This window comes from Paenibacillus sp. FW126-R14, from assembly GCF_058789495.1.
Window position 1 is genome coordinate 78,092 of record NZ_JBYTBS010000005.1, and the last position, 19,656, is coordinate 97,747.

General features: G+C 48.4%; 20 protein-coding genes. 7 read left to right on the forward strand and 13 right to left on the reverse strand.

The window, feature by feature from the left end:
* Positions 1-95 precede the first annotated feature (95 nt).
* Entirely contained in the window at positions 96-2,327 is a 2,232-nt protein-coding gene (locus AC3WRW_RS04995; RefSeq protein WP_492545256.1) for an MMPL family transporter, read from the forward strand.
* A gap of 43 nt (positions 2,328-2,370) precedes the next feature.
* Here AC3WRW_RS04995 and AC3WRW_RS05000 read toward each other — a convergent pair whose 3' ends face one another.
* The 6 genes from AC3WRW_RS05000 to AC3WRW_RS05025 form a co-directional block, all read right to left on the reverse strand.
* On the reverse strand, positions 2,371-3,018 hold the full coding sequence (locus AC3WRW_RS05000; protein WP_492545257.1) for a nitroreductase family protein: 648 nt from the start codon (positions 3,016-3,018) through the stop codon (positions 2,371-2,373).
* A gap of 80 nt (positions 3,019-3,098) precedes the next feature.
* The gene (locus AC3WRW_RS05005) at positions 3,099-4,202 is read right to left on the reverse strand and encodes an efflux RND transporter periplasmic adaptor subunit (protein WP_492545258.1); all 1,104 of its coding nucleotides are present in this window, start codon (positions 4,200-4,202) and stop codon (positions 3,099-3,101) included.
* A gap of 13 nt (positions 4,203-4,215) precedes the next feature.
* Entirely contained in the window at positions 4,216-5,565 is a 1,350-nt protein-coding gene (locus AC3WRW_RS05010; protein ID WP_492545259.1) for an ABC transporter permease, read from the reverse strand.
* On the reverse strand, positions 5,562-6,254 hold the full coding sequence (locus AC3WRW_RS05015; protein ID WP_492545260.1) for an ABC transporter ATP-binding protein: 693 nt from the start codon (positions 6,252-6,254) through the stop codon (positions 5,562-5,564). Before AC3WRW_RS05015 ends, AC3WRW_RS05010 begins: the two co-directional genes overlap by 4 nt.
* Before the next feature lie 29 nt (positions 6,255-6,283).
* The gene (locus tag AC3WRW_RS05020) at positions 6,284-7,462 is read right to left on the reverse strand and encodes an MFS transporter (protein WP_492545261.1); all 1,179 of its coding nucleotides are present in this window, start codon (positions 7,460-7,462) and stop codon (positions 6,284-6,286) included.
* Positions 7,463-7,484: 22 nt separating this feature from the next.
* Positions 7,485-8,819: a multi antimicrobial extrusion protein MatE gene (locus AC3WRW_RS05025; protein WP_492545262.1), complete on the reverse strand. Its 1,335-nt coding sequence runs from the start codon at positions 8,817-8,819 to the stop codon at positions 7,485-7,487.
* A gap of 179 nt (positions 8,820-8,998) precedes the next feature.
* On the opposite strand from AC3WRW_RS05025, the gene AC3WRW_RS05030 reads away from it, so the two are divergent.
* From AC3WRW_RS05030 to pfkA, 4 genes are read left to right on the forward strand one after another with little or no spacing between them, the layout of a single operon-like run.
* On the forward strand, positions 8,999-9,313 hold the full coding sequence (locus AC3WRW_RS05030; RefSeq protein ID WP_492545263.1) for a hypothetical protein: 315 nt from the start codon (positions 8,999-9,001) through the stop codon (positions 9,311-9,313).
* 30 nt (positions 9,314-9,343) lie between these two features.
* Entirely contained in the window at positions 9,344-9,976 is a 633-nt protein-coding gene (locus tag AC3WRW_RS05035) for a hypothetical protein (RefSeq protein WP_492545264.1), read from the forward strand.
* 31 nt (positions 9,977-10,007) lie between these two features.
* Positions 10,008-11,033 (forward strand): tetraprenyl-beta-curcumene synthase family protein, encoded by a 1,026-nt coding sequence (locus tag AC3WRW_RS05040; RefSeq protein ID WP_492545394.1) that lies wholly within the window; start codon positions 10,008-10,010, stop codon positions 11,031-11,033.
* A gap of 35 nt (positions 11,034-11,068) precedes the next feature.
* Positions 11,069-12,037 (forward strand): 6-phosphofructokinase, encoded by a 969-nt coding sequence (gene pfkA, locus AC3WRW_RS05045; protein WP_492545265.1) that lies wholly within the window; start codon positions 11,069-11,071, stop codon positions 12,035-12,037.
* Between the two features lie 64 nt (positions 12,038-12,101).
* Here pfkA and AC3WRW_RS05050 read toward each other — a convergent pair whose 3' ends face one another.
* Positions 12,102-12,257, reverse strand: coding sequence for a hypothetical protein (locus tag AC3WRW_RS05050; protein ID WP_492545266.1), 156 nt, complete (start codon positions 12,255-12,257; stop codon positions 12,102-12,104).
* 85 nt (positions 12,258-12,342) lie between these two features.
* Here AC3WRW_RS05050 and serS point away from each other — a divergent pair, with 85 nt between their 5' ends.
* The gene (gene serS / locus AC3WRW_RS05055; RefSeq protein ID WP_492545267.1) at positions 12,343-13,626 is read left to right on the forward strand and encodes a serine--tRNA ligase; all 1,284 of its coding nucleotides are present in this window, start codon (positions 12,343-12,345) and stop codon (positions 13,624-13,626) included.
* A gap of 60 nt (positions 13,627-13,686) precedes the next feature.
* On the opposite strand, the gene AC3WRW_RS05060 is transcribed toward serS, so the two are convergent.
* Together AC3WRW_RS05060 and AC3WRW_RS05065 are read right to left on the reverse strand one after the other, a co-directional pair.
* A complete protein-coding gene (locus AC3WRW_RS05060) occupies positions 13,687-14,646 on the reverse strand; it encodes a D-2-hydroxyacid dehydrogenase (protein ID WP_492545268.1) in 960 nt (319 codons plus the stop codon).
* 139 nt (positions 14,647-14,785) lie between these two features.
* A complete protein-coding gene (locus tag AC3WRW_RS05065; RefSeq protein WP_492545269.1) occupies positions 14,786-15,970 on the reverse strand; it encodes a putative glycoside hydrolase in 1,185 nt (394 codons plus the stop codon).
* A 102-nt stretch (positions 15,971-16,072) separates the two neighbouring features.
* On the opposite strand from AC3WRW_RS05065, the gene AC3WRW_RS05070 reads away from it, so the two are divergent.
* Positions 16,073-17,230 (forward strand): MFS transporter, encoded by a 1,158-nt coding sequence (locus AC3WRW_RS05070; protein WP_492545270.1) that lies wholly within the window; start codon positions 16,073-16,075, stop codon positions 17,228-17,230.
* 38 nt (positions 17,231-17,268) lie between these two features.
* On the opposite strand, the gene AC3WRW_RS05075 is transcribed toward AC3WRW_RS05070, so the two are convergent.
* From AC3WRW_RS05075 to AC3WRW_RS05090, 4 genes are all read right to left on the reverse strand, one after another.
* On the reverse strand, positions 17,269-17,505 hold the full coding sequence (locus AC3WRW_RS05075; RefSeq protein ID WP_492545271.1) for a Sec-independent protein translocase subunit TatA/TatB: 237 nt from the start codon (positions 17,503-17,505) through the stop codon (positions 17,269-17,271).
* 132 nt (positions 17,506-17,637) lie between these two features.
* The gene (locus AC3WRW_RS05080) at positions 17,638-17,832 is read right to left on the reverse strand and encodes a hypothetical protein (RefSeq protein WP_079413795.1); all 195 of its coding nucleotides are present in this window, start codon (positions 17,830-17,832) and stop codon (positions 17,638-17,640) included.
* 126 nt (positions 17,833-17,958) lie between these two features.
* The gene (locus tag AC3WRW_RS05085) at positions 17,959-18,783 is read right to left on the reverse strand and encodes a YitT family protein (protein WP_492545272.1); all 825 of its coding nucleotides are present in this window, start codon (positions 18,781-18,783) and stop codon (positions 17,959-17,961) included.
* Positions 18,784-18,933: 150 nt separating this feature from the next.
* The gene (locus AC3WRW_RS05090; RefSeq protein WP_492545273.1) at positions 18,934-19,626 is read right to left on the reverse strand and encodes a DUF4247 domain-containing protein; all 693 of its coding nucleotides are present in this window, start codon (positions 19,624-19,626) and stop codon (positions 18,934-18,936) included.
* Positions 19,627-19,656: the final 30 nt, after the last annotated feature.

Genomic DNA, 19,656 nt, shown 5'->3' on the forward strand with positions numbered 1-19,656 from the left:
CATTGATTAATTAACTGTCCAGTATATATAATTAATTACATCATCATCATTCCAATGCAGCACCAATAATCGAATCAAAAGAAAAGAGGTTGCAAATGCACGAAAATCCCTTGTTTAGCAAGCTAGGCGCTATAGTTGCCGGTCGACGCAGTAAATGGGTAACCGTCGTTGTATGGGTTTTGTTAACTGGAATTTTATCGGTCTTTCTGCCTAACGTCAATTCGCAGGAAAATAATGCGGCACATCAGCTGCCGAATGACTCGTGGTCGCTTCAAGCCAGCGAAACGATGCGGGAATATTTCCCGAGCGACGAAGGCGTGCCTGCCCTAATCGTTTGGTACCGCGCTTCCGGGTTAACGGAAGATGATATTAGCGGCGTGCAGAAGGTCACGAAGCAGCTGACGGATGCGCCGTTGGATGCGCAAAAGGGGCTGCCGCCCCTGCATCAGCTGCCGGCTCCGGCTGTCAAAAGCATGCTGTCCAAAGACGGAACCCTGCTCGTGCTGCCGATCTCTTTTGAAGAAGGGACAGAGACAGAGGTTCTGCAAAAAGGTCTGAAGAAATTGCAGGAAATAACGGCAGCCCAGCTCGGCAGCGACCCGTTCGCCGCCAAGGTTAACGAGGAGGGCCTGCACGCCCGCATAACGGGTCCGGTGGGCATTCAAACCGATGCAACAGCGTTATTCAAAGGAGCGGACATAGCGCTGCTGATGGCAACGGTCCTTTTGGTGCTGCTGCTGCTCATCCTGCTGTATCGCTCCCCGATTCTCGCGATCATTCCGCTCATCGGGGTCGGCTTTGCTTACGGCATCATCTCGCCGATTCTCGGGTTCCTTGCCAAGCATGGCTGGATAACGGTTGATGCGCAGTCCATCTCGATCATGACCGTGCTGCTGTTCGGTGCGGGAACGGATTATTGTCTTTTCTTCGTAGCCAGATATCGTCAAGCCTTGCTGGAAGAGAAGGATAAATACGCTGCATTGCGCGCATCCTTCGGAGGGTCAACCGGTGCGATTGGCATGAGCGGCTTGACCGTCATCGTTTCGTTATTAGGGCTGTTATTTGCCCATTATGGCTCGAATCATCGATTAGCTATTCCGTTCAGCGTCGCAATTTTCATTATGGCGATTGCCAGCTTGACGCTGGTTCCGGCGCTGCTCGCGATTATCGGCCGGGCTTCTTTCTTTCCTTTCATCCCCTTGACGTCTGAAATGCGCGCCGAGAAGGAAGCACGGAAAGGAAAAAAGGTACGCGAGCAGAAAGCAGTCGGCGCTTTAAGCGCTGCATTGGGGCGTGTGGTAACAGAAAAGCCTAAACGCGTATTGGCAATCAGTTTAATCGTACTGGTGGCGCTTGCGGCTTTTGCTCCTCAAATCAAGTTTACGTATAACCTGCTAGAGTCTTTTCCGTCATCCATGCCGTCACGAGAAGGGTTTACGCTGCTTTCCGAGCATGTTTCTCCGGGTTCGTTGGCTCCGGTGAAAGTCATTGTCAATACGGAGGGGAAAGAGGCAGATGTACAGGGGGCGCTTGCAAAGCTGCCATATGTCGAATCGGTTTCAAAGCCGGCAGGCAGCCAGAAAGACACGAACGTACTAGCTTATGAGCTCATTTTCAAGCAGGATCCGTATGCGCTGACCGCAATCGAGAAAATACCGGAGATCCGCGAAGCCGCCGAGCAGCAGCTTGTGAAGGCAGGGGTGGCAGCTCCGCAGGTTTGGGTTGGCGGCGAGACGGCAACGCAGTACGATAGCAAAACCGTCGTGGAACGCGACACTCGCGTGGTCATTCCGATTGTCATCGGGGTGATTGCCTTGTTATTGCTCGTTTATTTGAGATCCATCGTTGCGACGGTGTATCTGATTGCCACTGTCTTGCTCTCGTATTTTTCAGCATTAGGCGCGGGCTGGCTTATTTTGCACTATTTTATGGATACGTCAGCTATTCAGGGGTTGATTCCGCTCTATGCTTTTGTTTTTCTCGTAGCCTTGGGCGAGGATTATAATATTTTCATGGTGTCTAGCATATGGCAGGAGCGCGGCCGTCTGAAACTGAAAGATGCGATTCGCCTGGGCGTAAGCACAACCAGCTCTGTTATTACATCGGCTGGACTAATCCTAGCCGGCACTTTCGCAGTGCTCGCTACGCTGCCGATCCAGGTGCTGGTTCAATTCGGCGTCATCTGCGCGATTGGCGTTATTTTGGATACATTCATCGTCAGGCCGTTCCTTGTTCCTTCGATCACGATACTGCTTGGAGAAGCTTCTTTCTGGCCCGGTAAAATAAAAAGGCAGCCGCAAACCGCGGTGGAACATACTCGTCCCTAATAAAAAGGAGCTGTCCGCGAATTGCGGCAGCTCCTTGTATCTTTTAGTCGATGATTTGAAGAATATCGTCGATTTCTTTGCGGGCCAATTTGCCCGGGCGATCCTTCGGATGACCGAGGGCGATAACCATATTGATCTGACATTCATCCGGAATGTTCAGGTACTCGCGGATTTGATCCTGAGCCAGCAGGACAGGACCTGTCATCGGGCATGTTGCGAGACCTCTGGCATGCGCGGCAAGCATGAGGTTCTGGGAAGCCAGGCAGGAACTCTTGATTCCTTCTTCGGCCCAGACCGCATCATGCACAAGCTCAATCGGATCAAAAATGCGATCGCGGAACTTCGACTCATAAGGCGTCGCCAAGCAGATGATCAGCACAGGTGCATCGGAAAATGCTGTGGCATACGGTCCGAATGATTTCACGAGAAGGCGGGCTTCCCGGGAAAGACCTTTTGTCTCGGCCTCTGCCGCTCTAAGGTGGAGCTGTTCCCATGTCAGCTGTTCAATATGTTTAATCTTCTCTGTATTTCGTATCGCAATAAACTTCCAGGTCTGGGAATTCGTATCGCTTGGCGCATAGCGGGCGCAATCGATAATTTCACGAATATCTTCTGTCGCGACTTCCTGCTCAGTAAAATTCCGAACGCTGCGGCGTTCTAGTACAATGGACTTGAAATCCTCATAATTCATATAAAACAATTACCTGCCTTTGCTGCTTCATTTTCGTTAGCATTATTACTTGGTACTAAGACTATAGTATAAAACAGTTGTCACTGCAGCACAACCGTATCTCCTTCTTGAAGACCTTTGACGACCTCGGTTTTCTCCGGCGTTTCCATGCCGATCTCAATTTCACGGCGTTCTACGCCTTGCGGCGTCTGGAGCATGACGTAGTAAACGTCTTTTTCATGCATCACGGCTAACGTGGGGACGACGGTAACTCCGTTTTTCTTCTCGGTCTCAATCGTACCTGAAAGACTGAGTCCTGCAATAAGCTGCTCATCCGGCTCCAGCGAAATTGTAATTTCGAACTGTGCGGAGGCGGAGCCTTGATCGGTGCCGGACTTCGCAAATTTCGATACTTTTTCCACTTTGCCCTGCAGTTTTTTCTGCTTCAAGGCTTCTACTTTAACTTGGACAGGCATGCCCGGCTTAATCCGGAATACGTCGAACTCTCCGACGGTGCAAACTAATTGCAGTTTCGTCAAATCCACGATTTTCCCGATTCGTACGCTTTCTTCGACGGATTTTGGGATTTTGGCGGAATCTTCGAATAAGAAGATGCCGTCCTCGGGAGCCGTAAAGGCGGCCTGTTCCACTTTCTCCTGCTTTTTCGCGAGCTGCAATTGAATGGATTCGTCATTGACCTGATTCAACTGCTCTTGAATTTTTCGTCCCTCGGAAGAGGCGAAGCGGGAGCGGGCATCATTCTCGCTGACGGCGCCGGCTGCACCGCCGGTTGTGTCTCCTTCAGGAGCGGCTGCTTTGAAATTAGCAAGATCGGACTCCAGCTTCTGCTTTCTCAGATTTGATTGCAGGGTGGCGATCTCACTTTTTAGCGGTGTGGCATCAAGTTCGAACAGCAGCTGGCCCTTTTTTACCTGAGCCCCGTCTGTGATCTGCCAGGTTTTGATTTCGCCGCCGAATGGCGCATAAACACGAGTTTCCTTCTCGTAAGACGATTTCCCTTTGACTTCAACACTGTTGACAAGATCCTCTTTCGTCACTTTAAATTGCAAGGCGCTGGGAGCTGCTGCCAGGTTCGTTTTGTTTCCTTTCATTGCTTTGGGGTGGCTGGATATGTATAAAAAGCTGCTTATACCGCAGACAATGATGGCTGTTATCAGTAGTATCCAGGTTTTCTTTTTCCTCATGCTTGGCAAACTCCTATTCTCGTTTAATTGCAGTCAATGCGTCCGTGCGAGATGCTTTAATAGCGGGGTACAGCCCCGAAAGGACGCCGGTCATCACAGCGAAGAACATACCGACGGGAAGAATCCACAGGGAGATGAATAATATTTCAGCCTGCTCTCCCGAACCGGAACCGAAGCGGATAATAATGAGATTGATCCCCCAAATAACCCAATAGGAGAGCAGAATGCCTACAAGGCCGCCAAGCATGCCCAGGAGGGAAGATTCCACAATAAACATGTTTCGGATTTGCTTTAAGTTCGCACCCAATACTTTCATGATGCCAATCTGTCTGCGGCGCTGATGGGTGGACATCGTCATGGCGACAACAATGGAGATCGAGGCTACGAAAAGCACAAAAAGTCCAACACCCGTAAGGAGCAAACGAACGATAACGAACTCGCCTTTCATCCGATCCTCTTGATATAAATTGGTTTGTGTATTGAGCTGAAGCTTCTTAATCCACTCGTCAACCTGCTTTACGTTGGCGCTGCTGTCTATTTTAACTTTCACTTCGGAATACTGAACTCGCCCGTCGGGCGCCGATTTGTTGAGGGCTTCCAGTATTTTGAGACCGGTCTGCGGCGACACATAGGCGGTTTTATTTCCTTGTAGCATGTTGTCAGGCAGTCCATCGGGCTTCTGCAGGATGCCGGTAACGCGAAGCGATACCTCTCTGGGCTCGGCAGTTGGTGTGCCAGAGCTTCCTCCGGGCTGCCCTTGATAATCATTCGATTTCAAAAGCAGCTGCTTTTGATAAAGCGGATAAGGAATCGTGCCCATTTGGCGGTATGTCTCGGCCTGTTCCTTGCTTGGATTTTGCTGCATAAGCTTGTTGCGAATTTCTATCGTCTTCAAATCCAACACGCCAAGCGTAGTGCCGTAATTTAGAATGATATTGTTGTCTTGACTGCTTGCCCCGCCTTGTTGGAACTTGGAGTCGAAATCCTCGAGTGTCGTCAGCTCCGTAGCAATGAGACGAAGATAGCTTTGTTTGCCATCATCGACAGTGAAGTTGAATTGACCCAACTCTTGAAAGCTGGCAACGGATTTCACATGAGGAAAAGTACGAATGAGTTCGAGCTTGCTCTGTGTCAGTTTAGACGGGCTGTTCGGATCGCCGCTTTGATCCGTAATCGTAATTTCATCTGTTTTGAGATAGAAGCTCAGCTGCTTCTGGCTGTAATGCTGTATCGATTCGCCAAACCCGAGCGCCACCATGATGGAGGCCGAGCCGATGGCAATCCCTACGGTACACAGCGCGGTTACAACCTTGCGCCGCTGCAGTTGGTCCCAGCCTAGCCGAACGTAATCCTTGAACTTCATTCGTTCTCACCATCCTGAGCAGTTCCTTCCAGCAAGTATCCGTCGCGAAGCTGCAAGATCCGCTGAGTCCGGCGTGCCACCTCGTGCTCGTGAGTGACGATAACGAAGGTGATTCCCGAATTTTGATTGAGATCAATGAGCAAATCGATAATTTCGGCTTCCGTCTTCGTATCGAGATTACCTGTGGGCTCGTCCGCAAAGACGATGGCCGGTTTCGTGATGAGCGAGCGGGCGATACTGACACGCTGCTGTTGTCCTCCGGAGAGCTGCGCCGGAAATAGATCGGACTTATCGCCGATTCCTACTTGCTGTAAGAGCGCCATAGCTCTTTGTTTGCGTTCCGCGCCAGAGATGCTTTGAAAGACGAGAGGCAGTTCTACGTTTTCGCGAACGGTTAGATGTGGTATTAATTCATAAGATTGGAAAATGAAGCCGATGTGCGTCCGTCGAAATTCCGCCAAGCGGTTTTCGCTCATTTTTTCAATCGCCTCTCCGGCAATGGAGATAGAACCTCTGGTAGGCTTCATTAAGCCTGCCATTAAATTTAATAATGTTGATTTCCCGGAGCCTGAGCTGCCGAGCAAAGCGACCATTTCGCCTTGCTCTACCCGGAAGCTAAGTTCATGCAGAACGGGAGTATCCTCTTGACCTGTGCGGAAACTGTGAGATAACCGTTCAATGGCTAACACGAAATCATTCCCTTCATTTTTTAAAAAAACTACCTGCGGCCCGGCAAGCGTTCATCGTTCTGGAATAGATGAGTGCCCAGGAAACCGATCGTTGCGACAATCGATAAACATCCGGCAATGATGTAGACCGAGCTTCCCCCCGCTGCGTCGTAGATCCAGCCGCCTAATGTACCGCTAATTAATCCAGCGATGCTTGACCAAGCAACAGCAAATATCGCTTGACCGGACGAACGGTATTCATCCGGAATGATTTGGCTCAAATAGCGGTTCGCCGTAATCAGGAAAACGCCGAAGGTCAAGCTGTGCAGGAGCTGAACGCCGATGATCCATGCAGGGTTATGAATGGAACCCATAATGAAAAAGCGCAAAGCGTAAACGATCCCGGCAAAGGCAAGGAGCGGCAATTCTTTGAACCGGTGCCCGTGCTTGCTAAGCAAGAAGAACACGGGGATTTCACTTAGCGCGGAGGCCATCCAGGCGTAGCCGATCAGTGAGTCGGAAGCGCCGAGCTGCCGCATATAGAGGGCTAGGAAGCCGTCATTAAAGCGGTGAGAAACGGACATGATGATGATTAGCGTTAAAAACCAGACAAACTTCTTGGAACGAAGGATGCTCAACATGCCGCCAAAGGCCATTTTCTTGCCGCTCTGACGAGCGTCCTTTAAGAAAAAAACGAGGATTAACGAGCAAGAAATGGTGAACAGACAAAGAATGGGCGTGAGACCTGTTCCGTAGTGTCGAAGCAATAAGCCGAAGCCTCCGGCCGATACGGCGAACCCGATGGAGCCCCATACGCGAAAGGAGGCGTAACTTTTGCCGCTGGACCGAATGCTTAGCATGACTTGACTGTCGTTGAGCGAATTGACCGGCTGCTGAAAGAAGAAAAACATCGCTAAACAAACGTATAAAAGGGAGAACCAGCCTGCCGTAAAAACGAAGATGGCCGTTACGAGCTGACCGATAATCAGAATGATCATGATTTTCTTAACCGTTTGAAAACGGTCGCTCAGAAAGCCCCATAACAGGTTTGTCGCGATCCCGATTAACGGCCCGATCGCATAGAGCAATCCGATTTGAAGCTTGGAATACCCTTTGTAGTCAAAGTACAGGGGGAAGAAAGTGACCACAATGCCCATTGTCATGAAAAAAGAAAAAGTGAACAAGCGGAGCAGGTTATGTTGCGACTTTATAAGATTAGACGTTTGCATATAGGGTTATCACTCGTTTTCGCTACAAATTTTTTGAAGAGAGGCTTGGCTGACGCACTTCGGACGTGCGCTTAAGCACGTAGACGACAACTAACAACTCAGCTAACATACCTATGGATTGGGCTAATGCGCCGATCATGCCATTCCAGCCCGGAACGGTCCAAATGGCCATAAAAAGCGTTAAAACCGTAACGATAGCGTTCGCAGATTGCGAGAAAACCATGATTTTCGTTTGCCCTCTGAGCATGATGATACCGTTCATATAATCGAGCCAAGGAAATACAAATGTCATAATCATAAAGATACGCATAGCGCGCAGACTAGCGTGCATAAGCTCAGAATTGACGCCCATCACGTGAAACATAAACCAAGGTCCAAGCGGCGTATAAGCGAGAATAGCGATAAGAGTGCCGGGAATAAAGCTTAGAATGAGCACAAACCGGAGAACCGATGTGGCGTCTTTCCGGTAGAAATTCAATACGATTTGATGTATGTAGGAGAAAAAGCTTAACACCAGCTGGGTTAAAGAGCCGGCAATCGCAAAGGATGATATCGCAAGATGAATATGCGTTGTTTTCCCTAAGACCGCATTAATCGCCGGGCCGATGATGACGGCAATGACCGATGAATACAACAGCGGTTTATAGAAGCTGAAAATTTGTTTTTTCGTTTCAATCGGATGTCCCGGCGCTTTTTCCGGAATCACTTTCTTAAGCAAGCTGGTTCCTTCCCAAACGGCTACCAAAGCTTCAATCACCATGCCGAGCAGAAAAATAATGGCGCCAACCCGTCCGCTGGTAACATTATCCGTTGTAATAAAGTATAACGATAACAAATACATGGCGACGATACGAACGCCCATCCCGATGGTTAACCATTTCGTCCGCATGTTAAAAATAATGATGCCGTGAAATAAGCACCTTAATCCGGAAAAAATGCTTACGTACATCAAAATGCGATAAACACTGAGCGTAGTGTCCAATAAATCGCGTTCGACGCCAAAGAAATAAAGAAACACCCATTCTCCGACAGGCGTGTAGCATATAATGAGACCAATAAGAATGATGCAGGCAAATACATAAGAGCTTACCGCTGCCATAGCCCGGAAGGAGATTCGGTCTCTGACGAGGGCCGAACAAGCTTGTCTAAGCAAAACAACCGGCTTCTCGGTTAAGCCTAACAAACTGAGCGGTAACGCATAGCTGGCAATGACGACTTCGGGGTTATCGGCCCGGGCGAGTGTGCTGTTGATGATGACGTGCGAGAGGGTAACAAGCGTTGCAGAAAGGCCGAGGGGGAGAAAAAAGGAGATTAGCTGTTTCCATGAGATTGTTCTGTTCGTTGCTGAAGCGGTCATCTGAATCTCTCCTAACTGATTGTCCCTTCTAAAAACGTTATTTAAGTATACCAGAAAATGAAATATTGTTGACATACAATTTTAACTGGAAACCCAAGGTTTGAAGTGATACATTTAAAGGTAGAATGTTTCTTGAACTATCGCAGCATGTTTTTACTGCAAGGAGGTAATTCAGAAGAATGAGCTGCTATTTTCAATATGATGCCAGACTCGGCATCGAGACTCCGGCTTTAGAACATGATTGGGATTCGTATCCTGCCGATGTGCGCGTTGATATTTTATTTCAATGGGAACAAATTCGCGGGGTTATTCCGGATCGCATCATCAAGCTGGAGGCTGTTATTATTCGTAAACAAAACCAGTTGGATCAGGAAGATGATTTTATAACTTCGTGTCGATTAAATTCTGAAATTGCTGATTTGGCATCGATCATAAATGATCTTCACCTTTGGTTCCGGATTAATCAGGATTTGGAATCGAAGACCCACCATTAAGCTTGTCTAATGAAAGGGAGAGTGACTGGCATGCATAGCAATAAAGATGAGGCAGACTGGTTGGGAGCTATTGCGAAGCCGTTATTGGAGCATCTGCCTGCGTTATATCCAATTGAAGAATGGGATTTGGCCATGGATGCCAACATCGAAGCGATGTTGCCTGCCAACATGACCCAAGGCACGCCGGAGCAAGTGATGTACGGCATGGCTATTAAAGCAGGCTTGTATTTATTAAACGAAAGCCTGGACAAATCGCATGATATTGCCCAGGAAATTACAAATGCTACCGGCAGTTATTGGCATGCTCTCATGCACCGGATGGAAGGCGACTACAGTAACGCGAAGTATTGGTTTAATGATGTTGGGCATCATCCGATTTTCTCCAATTTAATTGCGTGCGTGCGAGATTATTTGACTGTGAAAGATTTGGCGGATCTGGACAATGAGGCGCTGCGCCAGAAGTTGGAAGTGCTGATTACATCGCCGGTTTGGAACCCTTGTGTATTCATTGACGTGGTAGAGCTGCAAGTGTCCTTGGTTCAAAATTCAACAGTAGACAGTTGGCTGAGACATATTCAGCGATATGAAATGCAACTGCTGCTGCAATATTGCTATGAACAAAGTTGTGGAGGAAGTCTGCTTGAAGCAATTGAACAGAAGTAGTACAAAGGTTCCGCAAGGTCCGCTCCGTTTAATGCTCAGAGTGTACCGGTACATTTTACCGGAAGTAGGCGAACAGCTGTCTGTTTGGAAGAAAAGAGCGGAGAACATTCCAGATACGGAGCTGCGCACGCAAGCTTTAGCCAGCATAGCCACCAAGAAATTCCATTGCCAGGGCGGCGCCGTTTATGCAGCTGCTAATTTGCCGATGCGCCATGTATTGATTCCGCTTATTGTCGCATTTCAAACGATTAGCGATTATTTGGACAATTTGTGTGATCGCAGCACCTCATTAGATCCCCAAGATTTTCGACAGCTCCATCAGTCGATGCTGGATGCCGTAGATCCCTCAAAACCTTTGAATGATTACTATGCATACAGGCACGAGAAAGAAGACGGCAACTATCTTCGAGATCTCGTTCTGAAATGCCAGTCCTGTATCGATTTGCTTCCGTCTTATGGACAAGTCGCGGATCAGGTGCGGGATTTCGTTGCCTTATATTGCGATTTACAAGTGTACAAGCATATTCGCAAGGATATGCGGGAGCCTGAGCTTCAACAATGGTGGAATCTCCATCAACACCGGTTTAAGCAGATCGCATGGAATGAATTTGCGGCGGCGACGGGCTCGACTTTAGGGATGTTCATGCTGTTTCTGGCTGCCTGCGACTCGCATTTGAGCGACAAGCAGGTAGCGTCGATTCGCGAAGCTTATTTTCCTTATGTCTGTGGATTGCATATTCTGCTTGATTATTTAATTGATCAGGAAGAAGATGTTTTGGGCGGCGATCTCAACTTCTGCAGCTATTACGGCTCGATGGAGGACACGGTTGAGAGGATTGCATTCATCGTGCAGGAGGCGCGCAGTAAAATTTTGTTCTTGGAACATCCGCGATTTCATCGTATGATAATCGAAGGTTTACTTGCGCTCTATTTATCAGACCCAAAAGTGAATGGACAACAACAAGTTAAAAACATATCCAAGCGTCTAATGAAAAATAGTCCGTTAACCCGGTTATTTTTCTGGCTAAATAGCATGTTTATTCGCACGACATCATGAATGTCATTCACAAGAATTTGAAGGAGGAAAATGAAATGTCAGCAGTAAAGTCAATTGCAGTATTAACAAGCGGTGGAGACTCGCAGGGGATGAATGCGGCTGTTCGTGCGGTTGTACGAAGCGCATTATTCCATGGTCTGGAAGTTTATGCCGTGCAGCGCGGCTATCATGGTTTGATTAACGATGATATCCGCCAAATGGATCTTAGAAGCGTTGGCGATATCATTCAACGCGGTGGAACGATTCTGCAAACAGCGCGCTGCAAAGAGTTCTTGACTCCTGAAGGTCAACAAATCGCGGCGGATAATCTGCGTAAGCGCGGGATTGACGGCTTGGTCGTTATCGGCGGGGACGGTTCTTACCAAGGAGCGAACAAACTAAGCAAGCTGGGTATCAAAACGATGGGTCTGCCGGGGACAATTGACAATGACATCCCTTTCACTGACTTTACGATCGGTTTCGATACGGCGGTGAGCATCGTTGTGGATGCGATCAACAAGCTTCGCGACACGATGACGTCACACGAGCGTTCTTCCGTTGTGGAAGTCATGGGCCGTCACTGCGGTGAGATTGCGCTTTATGCAGGGCTTGCCAGCGGCGCAGAAACGATCATTGTTCCTGAGGTTGAAGTCGATATTAGCGAAGTGGCTAACCGTATGAAGGACAACTTCTCCCATGGCAAACGTCACAGTATCATTCTCGTAGCCGAAGGAGCGGGAACAGGCGACGGGATTGCGAAGCAGATCAACGAAGTGGTCGGTATCGAACCGCGTGTAACCGTGCTGGGCCATATCCAACGCGGAGGAACACCTACACATAACGACCGGATTCTGGCAAGCCGTCTCGGTGACTTTGCTGTTCGCCGACTGATGGAAGGCGATTCTTCCAAAGCATGCGGCGTCATCAAAGGCGAATTAGTCGCTACGGATATTGATTTGGTTGTCAATACGAAGCGCGAGTTTAACAAAGAGCTTTATGAACTGGCCAGCCGCTTATCGCAATAAGGGGTAAGCCGATTGACATGGCGCACGTCTTTGTTTATAATAGCGAACAACGTACAAAGCGACATTATGTCTGTGAAGAGCATCCAACTCGGAGACGTTTATGATCGGAACGGCTGATGACTGAATAAGCATCGACTTCTTTAAATAAACCGGCACCGCCCGTTATCGCGGAACCAAGCGGATGATGGCAAGCAATTGTCGTCATCAAGTTGGGTGGCACCGCGAGCAGAACGCTCCTCGTCCCAATTCGGACAGGGGCGTTCTTTGTCTTTTTCTCACAATCGAAAAGGAAGCGGTGACGGAACATGTTGGATATCAAATGGATTCGCAATCATCAAGATCAAGTTAGAGAAGCTGCCGTGCAAAAGGGAATAAACTGTCCCCTTGAGGAGCTGCTGGAAGCAGAAGAGAAGAAGAGACAGCTGCAGCATCGTGTCGATCAGCTTCGTGCAGAACGCAATCGGGCGACCGCGCAGATCGCAAAGCATATGGCGGAGAAGAACCGGCCGGAGGCGGAGGCAATGAAGGAGCAGGTTCGCAGCTGGAATGCAAGCCTGGCCTTAGACGAAGAGGAGCTTGGCAAAGTCGAGGAGCGGTTCAAGGAGCTTATGCTGACGGTACCGAACCTGTTTTCGCCTCAAACGCCTCTTGGCGCTACGGATCAAGATAATGTTGTCATTAAGGTTGTAAGACAGCCTGCAGCCTTCACATTTGAGCCCCGCGATCATATGCAAATCGGGGAAGACCTGGATATCATTGACGTCCCGAGAGGGGTCAAGGTGGCAGGAAGCCGCAACTATTACCTCAAAGGGATGGGGCTGCATTTGCACCGGGCGGTTCAACAGCTGGCCATCGATTTGCTAACGGACCGAGGCTTTACCGTCATGGACGTGCCGCTTATGGTTCGCGAGGAAACGCTGGTGAACGCAGCATTTTTTCCTGCAGGCAAAGATCAGACCTATGAGCTGCAGGAAGAGAACAAATGGTTAGCAGGCACGTCGGAAGGACCGCTGGTTTCGTATTATGCGAATGAAATCGTAGATCTCTCGCAGGGGCCTATCCAACTGGCCGCCGTATCGAACTGCTTCCGCAAGGAAGCGGGATCGGCAGGCAGAGATGTGCGCGGACTGTACCGGGTTCATCAATTCGCAAAGGTTGAGCAGGTGATTGTTTGCGAGAATGATCCTGCCGCAGCCGATCAAATGCTGGAGCAAATCACTCGAAATGCCGAAGACATTCTTGACTTGCTGGAGCTGCCTTACCGGATCGTTGCCGTATGTGCGGGAGATATGGGAGCCAAAAATTATAAGCAGTACGACATCGAGACTTGGATGCCAAGCCGAAACGCGTATGGCGAAACGCACTCGTCGTCAAGCCTCCTCGATTTTCAAGCGCGCCGCAGCGGGCTGCGTTACCGGGATAAGAACGGTGAGCTTCGCTACTGCTTCACACTCAATAATACAGCTGTCGCCACACCGCGCATCTTGATTCCATTGCTTGAAAATCATCAACAGGGAGATGGTTCAATCTATATCCCTGCGGCACTTCGCCCTTATATGAGAGGCTTGGCGGCAATACCGGGCAAATAACAGAAACGCACCTTATCACTACGAAGGAAATCGAAGTAGGATAAGGTGCGTTTCTATATGTTAGTAGCCTTCGGTAAGACTAACAACGTTTATCATGTCTCCGCCATCCAACATGGCTCGCAGATTATGATAGAAAATAGAAGAGACACGTTCGGTGTAATGAGCGGATGAACCGGCAATATGCGGCGTAACGATGACATTGCTCATGTTCCAGAGGGGAGAAGTCGCCGGCAAAGGTTCCTGCTCGAAGACATCGAGCGCAGCGCCGGCAAGCTTGCCTTCTTGAAGCATTTGCGTCAATGCGGCTTCATCGATCACATCGCCGCGAGCAAGATTGATCAAGAATGCGCTGGATTTCATCAGACTAAGATGCTCTTTCGTCACTAAGCCGCGTGTTTTTGGGGTGCTGGGGAGCAGCAGAACGACGAAATCGCTTTGGGCGAGCAGCTTGCAAAGCCCTTCATCACCGGAGAGCGTTGCATCGAAGTCAGGCTGCGGTGTGCCCGTGCGGTTAAATCCGATGACCGACATATCGAAAGCTTTCGCTTTGCGGGCAACGGCTTCACCGATGGCGCCGGCGCCGACAATGCCTAGCGTTTTACCGGCAAGCTCGCCTACGCTGATGCTCTGGTACCATTCTTTCCGAAGCTGGCACTCATACAGCGTATTTGATTTGCGCACCCACTGCAGCATAAGGCTGAGCGTAAACTCGCTCATCTGAATCGTATGTACCCCGCGTGCGTTGGTTAGCTTGATTTGCCGCTCCGCCAATACTTGCAGAGGCAGCTTATCGACTCCGGCGGATAAGGTTTGCATCCACCTGAGCTTAGGCGCTTTTTCAACTGTGACCAAATCCGGGTGAATCCGGCCCGCCGTCACGATAACATCAGCATCAGCAACCTGTTCCCGGGCTTCTTTGGAAGATCTATACCATTGGAATTCGCATCGCTCCTTTAGGTCCTGAGGCATTTGGTCCTGCATGAGGGAGAGATCCATATCCGTAATCGCGACAATTTTCATTTCTTCACTCCTTTAGAGATTGTTAGGCAATTGGCTTGTCTGTAACTTTTAGTGTACAGCGTCACAGCAAATCTGGTAACATAATCTTGATTATACGATAAAACACCCTGAGGTATATACTCTCAGGGTGTTTCCTTGATTAATAATTAACATTCGGTGTGTAATTGTTGTTTGCGTTCCAGAGCAGGAATTCGTCGACGCCGTTATCTTTCAGTGCGCGAATTTGTTCTTCCAGTTCATGTTTGCCATATTTAATGTAACCGGGAACCCAGGAAGCCGTGAAATCTTGAATCCAAGGGCGAACAACGGGCTTCCAACCCTTTTTGTCAATGGCTTCCAACTTCTTCGTCGTATCTTTCGAGGCGCCGTTAATCGTTACATACGGAGCGGCATCCGGGACTTTAGCGCCAAACCAGCCGGTACTATAGTGACTCGGATAAATCATGGGCGAAATGACATCGACATTTTGGGAAATCTTTTCGAAATCTTGACCGATGCCCTCGGCGGCAGGAACCGATGCGGCATAGCCGAAAATATCCACAGAGACGCGAACGCCAAGCGGTTGCAATTGTTCTTTGGCATACTTGACGAAAGAAGCGACAGCATCGATACGAGGACGTTCATCCTTCGTGTATTTGAGCGTATCGGCTCTTTTCTCGAAGCCTTCCGGGAACCGGACATAGTCGAACTGAATTTCTTTGAATCCGGCTTTAACCGCTTCTTTGGCTACTGCGATGTTGTAATCCCATACTTCTTTATTATATGGATTTACGAAGCTGTCGGGCGGGTTCTTGCCGTTGCCCCACACGGTGCCGTCCGGGTTAACAAAGGATAATTCCGGTTTCTTCTTAGCGAGAATAGTGTCTTTGAAAACAACGATGCGTGCAATGGGATAAATGTTATGTTCGTTAAGGGTGCTCATCAAGCCTGGCATATTGCCGATAATTTTCTGGGTGGTCCCCATGGCGTCCAACTCGGCATTGCCTGTTTCCCAAGTTATGTAGCCCCAATCGTCTTTGACATCGATAACCATTGCGTTCAGTTCCGTGTCATCCATCAGTTTCACAAGGGTGTTCAGTCGGGAGCCTCCGGCACTATGCGCCGTGGCATACACGCCTTTAACCTTAGGTGCGTCTTTTTGCGGGTCAATTTTGTTAACAGGAGCGAGAGGATCTGTTGGGTCTTGCGATGGAGCGGGTTGAACGATAGCTACGGCATTTTTGGCATCCAAAGAGGCTTGAACGAGCTGCTCGAAGCTGGCATCCGGGTTAGCGGCAGTAACATTGCCCCAAATAAGGGCAAGTGAAGCAAGTAAAATGTCCATGATGTATAAGTCCTCTCTTATCTTGTTCTAGCTTTATTATAAAGCAAGCGGTACACGCCGCACAGAGGAAATTTGTAGAGAGCTGTAGAAAGAAGGTAGACGTTGTTGAAAGTTGATAAGCAAATTGTTTCATTGTCTGGCGTTAACTTTTTTTACTATGCTTCAAGCGCTATTTTATTGCCCTATTTGCCCCTCTATTTACAAACAAAAGGCTACACAGCGGCAGAAATTGGATTGCTAATGATGATTGGTCCGTTCATCTCCATATTCGCGCAGCCCTTCTGGGGGTATGTAAGCGACAGATTCAATTCCGTGAAAAATATCGTTTTTTTACTATGGGTCCTCTCGTTATTGGGCAGTTTTGGACTTTTTTTAACGAGCGGCTTCGGGCTAACGCTAGGCTTCATTTTGCTGCTGTATTTCTTCTTGCTGCCGTCAGTTCCGCTTATCGATAATTTGGTGGTGAAGTCAACCGCCGGACGGGGAATGTCCTATGGTTCTGTTCGGGTATGGGGGTCCATCGGTTTTTCTAGCGTTGCATTAATTTCGGGGCTGCTGCTTGACGAATTAGGCGGGGTAGCCAGAATTCCTTATTTTTATTGGGTGCTATGGATTTTTCCGTTCCTGCTTCTTGCCTTTATCAAGGATGAGAAGAGCAGCGGACAGCGAATTACGTTCAAGGCGATCGGCATTATTTTTAAAAGCAAAAGCTTTCTGTGGTTTATGTTCATGGTCCTGGTTATTTCGATTCCGCATCGGATGAACGACGCACTGCTGGGTTTATATCTCAATAAGCTCGGGGCTACGGATGCGATGGTCAGTTGGGCGTGGGCGATTGCGGCGTGCAGCGAAATTCCTGTATTTGCTTTAATAAATCGCTATATTCATCGCTATCACGAACTGACCATTCTCGGGATCGTCTCCATTATTTATACGATTCGTTGGATTCTTTACTCGGTTATCACCGATCCTTGGGTGCTCATCGGGCTGCAAGTGACGCAAATGCTCACCTTCGCGGTATTGTGGATCGTCGCTGTGCAATACGTCGTACGTCTGCTGCCGGAGCAGTTTGGATCAACGGGGCAATCGATACTTGCCATGGTGTTCATGGGACTTGCCGGAATTATCGGCGGCTCGATCGGCGGATGGTTGAGCGAGCAGTGGGGAGGCGCCAGCATGTATGTGTTTGCGACTATTATGTCAGCAATAGCGGCGGTTATGTTCCTTGGTACGCAGGCGGTTATGCGCGGAAGAAACTGAATGATAAAATAAAAAGCACCCGGCATGCCGGGCGCTTTTTATTTGTGAACTTGTCCTGTTTCCGTGTTCTGTACTTCTGCAGGATTAATCTCTTTACGGACTTGCACAGGCTGATCATCAGAAGTGCTGTTACCGCCATTCCCATTCGTTGCATCCTTGAATTCACGAAACATTTTGCCAAAACCTCTGCCAAGCTCAGGCAGTTTATTAGGCCCAAACAAAAGAAGGGCGACAATTGCAATTAAGATGATGTGCCAAGGAGATAATGCTCCCATACCAGACACCTCCATTAATTGATCTTATGTACTATTATACCATGCTCTTATCATAACCTATATACCCTAATTATTACAAACTGGATAACAAATAAAGAAATAAATCGTGTGGGCATCAGAAAAAGACGCCCCTTAGTGATACAGGGCGTCTTTATGATGTTCCGAAATGCTGAATTGAATAATCTCCATGACGTCTTCTGCCTCGAGCGCCTCGATACCGAACCGGAGGACGATCTCGGAGTCCAGCTCGCAGCTGGTTAAGAAGGGGTACAACTCGGGTGTTAATTTCATCACAATCCTGGACAATTTGACTGTTTCCACAAGCATCACCCTTCCAATCATAAGATTAGAATAAGAACTACGCCTGAACCATTCACGATGAAACCAGAACTATATGAAATTACAATCATTATAACACAATTTAAACCGGATGAAAGAGGCGTGTTACACGATTCAAGACTTCAGCTTGCGGAATTCGCCAACAACACCGACCGTTTCAACGATATTTACGAACGCTTTTGGATCGATTTTCTTGATAATTCGTTTTAGCTCAGCAAGTTCATAGCGGGTTGTGACCGTCATAAGCATATCATGTTGTTGTTTCGTATAAGCGCCTTCCGTCTTGACGACTGTGACGCCTCTTGGAAGCTGCAGCAGCTCCTGAGTCAACTCTTCCTTCTGTTTGGTAACAATGAAAGCCGTCACCTTCACGTGGCGGATATGTACGGTATCGACAACTTTGCCACTAATATAGATCGCTAACATGGAAAAAAGGGCGAGATCCCAATTGTGCTTGTAGTAACCGAGCGCCACAATGACGATGCCGTTCATGCCGGAGAGAATCGTCCCTAACGGGAACTCGAATTTGCGCGTCAAAATTAAGCCAACGATATCGAAGCCTCCGCTGGACCCGCCGATTCTTAATGTGATACCGCTTCCGATACCAATCAGTACGCCGCCGAAAACAGCACCGAGGATAGGTTCCTGCGCAACGTAATTCGTAGGCAGCACTTGCATGAGCCATGTGGTTAGAATAACAGATGCGACACTGATCATGATGAATCTTCGACCGATGGAGACCAGGCCCCAAATCATAAGAGGCAAATTAAATATTAAATATAAAAAGCCAATGTTCCAGTTCGTAAAATAACCGATAATCATGGCGAATCCCGAAACCCCGCCGCTAAGCAGCTGGTGAGGGATGAGAAACATGTTGAAGCCGACAGCGACCAGCAGAGCGCCAACTAAAATGATGAGGGCATCCAGCGCCTTTTTCAAAACAAATCACCTCTAAAATAGTATGCAGCATAATGCAAGTATAATTCATTCTTTCAAAACTTCAATCATTATTTAACCTATGTTCAATTAAAATAGTTGGAAATAAAAAAGCTGTGTCCATTTCGTGGACAACAGCTTTCAAATGGGGGACTAGCGCCTTTTGAAGGAGCCGGTCTTCTTCGATGTGCTTGGCTTGCTGGTGGAAGGTTTCGTCACCTTATTCTGGGTGGACCCGTCGTTCTTGCGTTCGGTCGATGAGCTGCCTGAGCTTGGATTCGCTGTCCCGCTTTTGAAGGACCCCGTCCGATCGGATGTTGTGGGCTTTTTATCCTTAGACGTATCGGTCGTTGGCGCAGTCGAATTGCCGCTTCCGGCATTATAGGTTGGCGTCCGCGTGTAGCCTCTGTAATCATAAGATGATCCTTTGTTGTTGAACCAGCTGCCTCCGAACAAGGATTGCAAGAGCGTGGCTGTCAAATATCCTTGTAAAAAGGAGGAGTCATAATGGCTTTTGGCATACTCGATACTGTCTACTTGAACAAGGGAGTTCTTGCTTTCGTTAGGATCCTTCTGAATGTTAATGACTTTATCGCTATAAACAAGGAACATCTGATCTTCGGATTCCTTGCTCTTTTCTTTCGGTGACTCTTTCGAGGCTATCTCTGTCGCAACGGTAGGGACGTTCTTGCCTTCGACGGAGTAAACTTTCGAAAGGTTCGTGCCTTTGCCATCCACGCTGACGAGCGGGTACTGATCTTTAATATAACGAACGGCATCAGCGCCGCACCCGGTTAGCAGAGCGATGATTAATACGAAGGAAAGCCATGAAGTCCATCTTTTCATTGTAGAGTAAACCCTCCTTTCCGACCATAA

Excerpts from the sequence above, each read along its gene's own strand:
- AC3WRW_RS05065 (WP_492545269.1), bottom strand. The coding sequence starts at position 15,970 with ATGGACATTTTACTTGCTTCACTTGCCCTTATTTGGGGCAATGTTACT.
- AC3WRW_RS05005 (WP_492545258.1), bottom strand. The coding sequence starts at position 4,202 with ATGAGGAAAAAGAAAACCTGGATACTACTGATAACAGCCATCATTGTC.
- AC3WRW_RS05075 (WP_492545271.1), bottom strand. The coding sequence starts at position 17,505 with ATGGGAGCATTATCTCCTTGGCACATCATCTTAATTGCAATTGTCGCC.
- AC3WRW_RS05020 (WP_492545261.1), bottom strand. The coding sequence starts at position 7,462 with ATGCAAACGTCTAATCTTATAAAGTCGCAACATAACCTGCTCCGCTTG.
- AC3WRW_RS05010 (WP_492545259.1), bottom strand. The coding sequence starts at position 5,565 with ATGAAGTTCAAGGATTACGTTCGGCTAGGCTGGGACCAACTGCAGCGG.
- AC3WRW_RS05025 (WP_492545262.1), bottom strand. The coding sequence starts at position 8,819 with ATGACCGCTTCAGCAACGAACAGAACAATCTCATGGAAACAGCTAATC.
- AC3WRW_RS05035 (WP_492545264.1), top strand. The coding sequence starts at position 9,344 with ATGCATAGCAATAAAGATGAGGCAGACTGGTTGGGAGCTATTGCGAAG.
- AC3WRW_RS05000 (WP_492545257.1), bottom strand. The coding sequence starts at position 3,018 with ATGAATTATGAGGATTTCAAGTCCATTGTACTAGAACGCCGCAGCGTT.
- AC3WRW_RS05040 (WP_492545394.1), top strand. The coding sequence starts at position 10,008 with ATGCTCAGAGTGTACCGGTACATTTTACCGGAAGTAGGCGAACAGCTG.
- AC3WRW_RS05090 (WP_492545273.1), bottom strand. The coding sequence starts at position 19,626 with ATGAAAAGATGGACTTCATGGCTTTCCTTCGTATTAATCATCGCTCTG.
- AC3WRW_RS05080 (WP_079413795.1), bottom strand. The coding sequence starts at position 17,832 with ATGCTTGTGGAAACAGTCAAATTGTCCAGGATTGTGATGAAATTAACA.
- serS (WP_492545267.1), top strand. The coding sequence starts at position 12,343 with ATGTTGGATATCAAATGGATTCGCAATCATCAAGATCAAGTTAGAGAA.
- AC3WRW_RS05030 (WP_492545263.1), top strand. The coding sequence starts at position 8,999 with ATGAGCTGCTATTTTCAATATGATGCCAGACTCGGCATCGAGACTCCG.
- AC3WRW_RS04995 (WP_492545256.1), top strand. The coding sequence starts at position 96 with ATGCACGAAAATCCCTTGTTTAGCAAGCTAGGCGCTATAGTTGCCGGT.
- AC3WRW_RS05060 (WP_492545268.1), bottom strand. The coding sequence starts at position 14,646 with ATGAAAATTGTCGCGATTACGGATATGGATCTCTCCCTCATGCAGGAC.
- pfkA (WP_492545265.1), top strand. The coding sequence starts at position 11,069 with ATGTCAGCAGTAAAGTCAATTGCAGTATTAACAAGCGGTGGAGACTCG.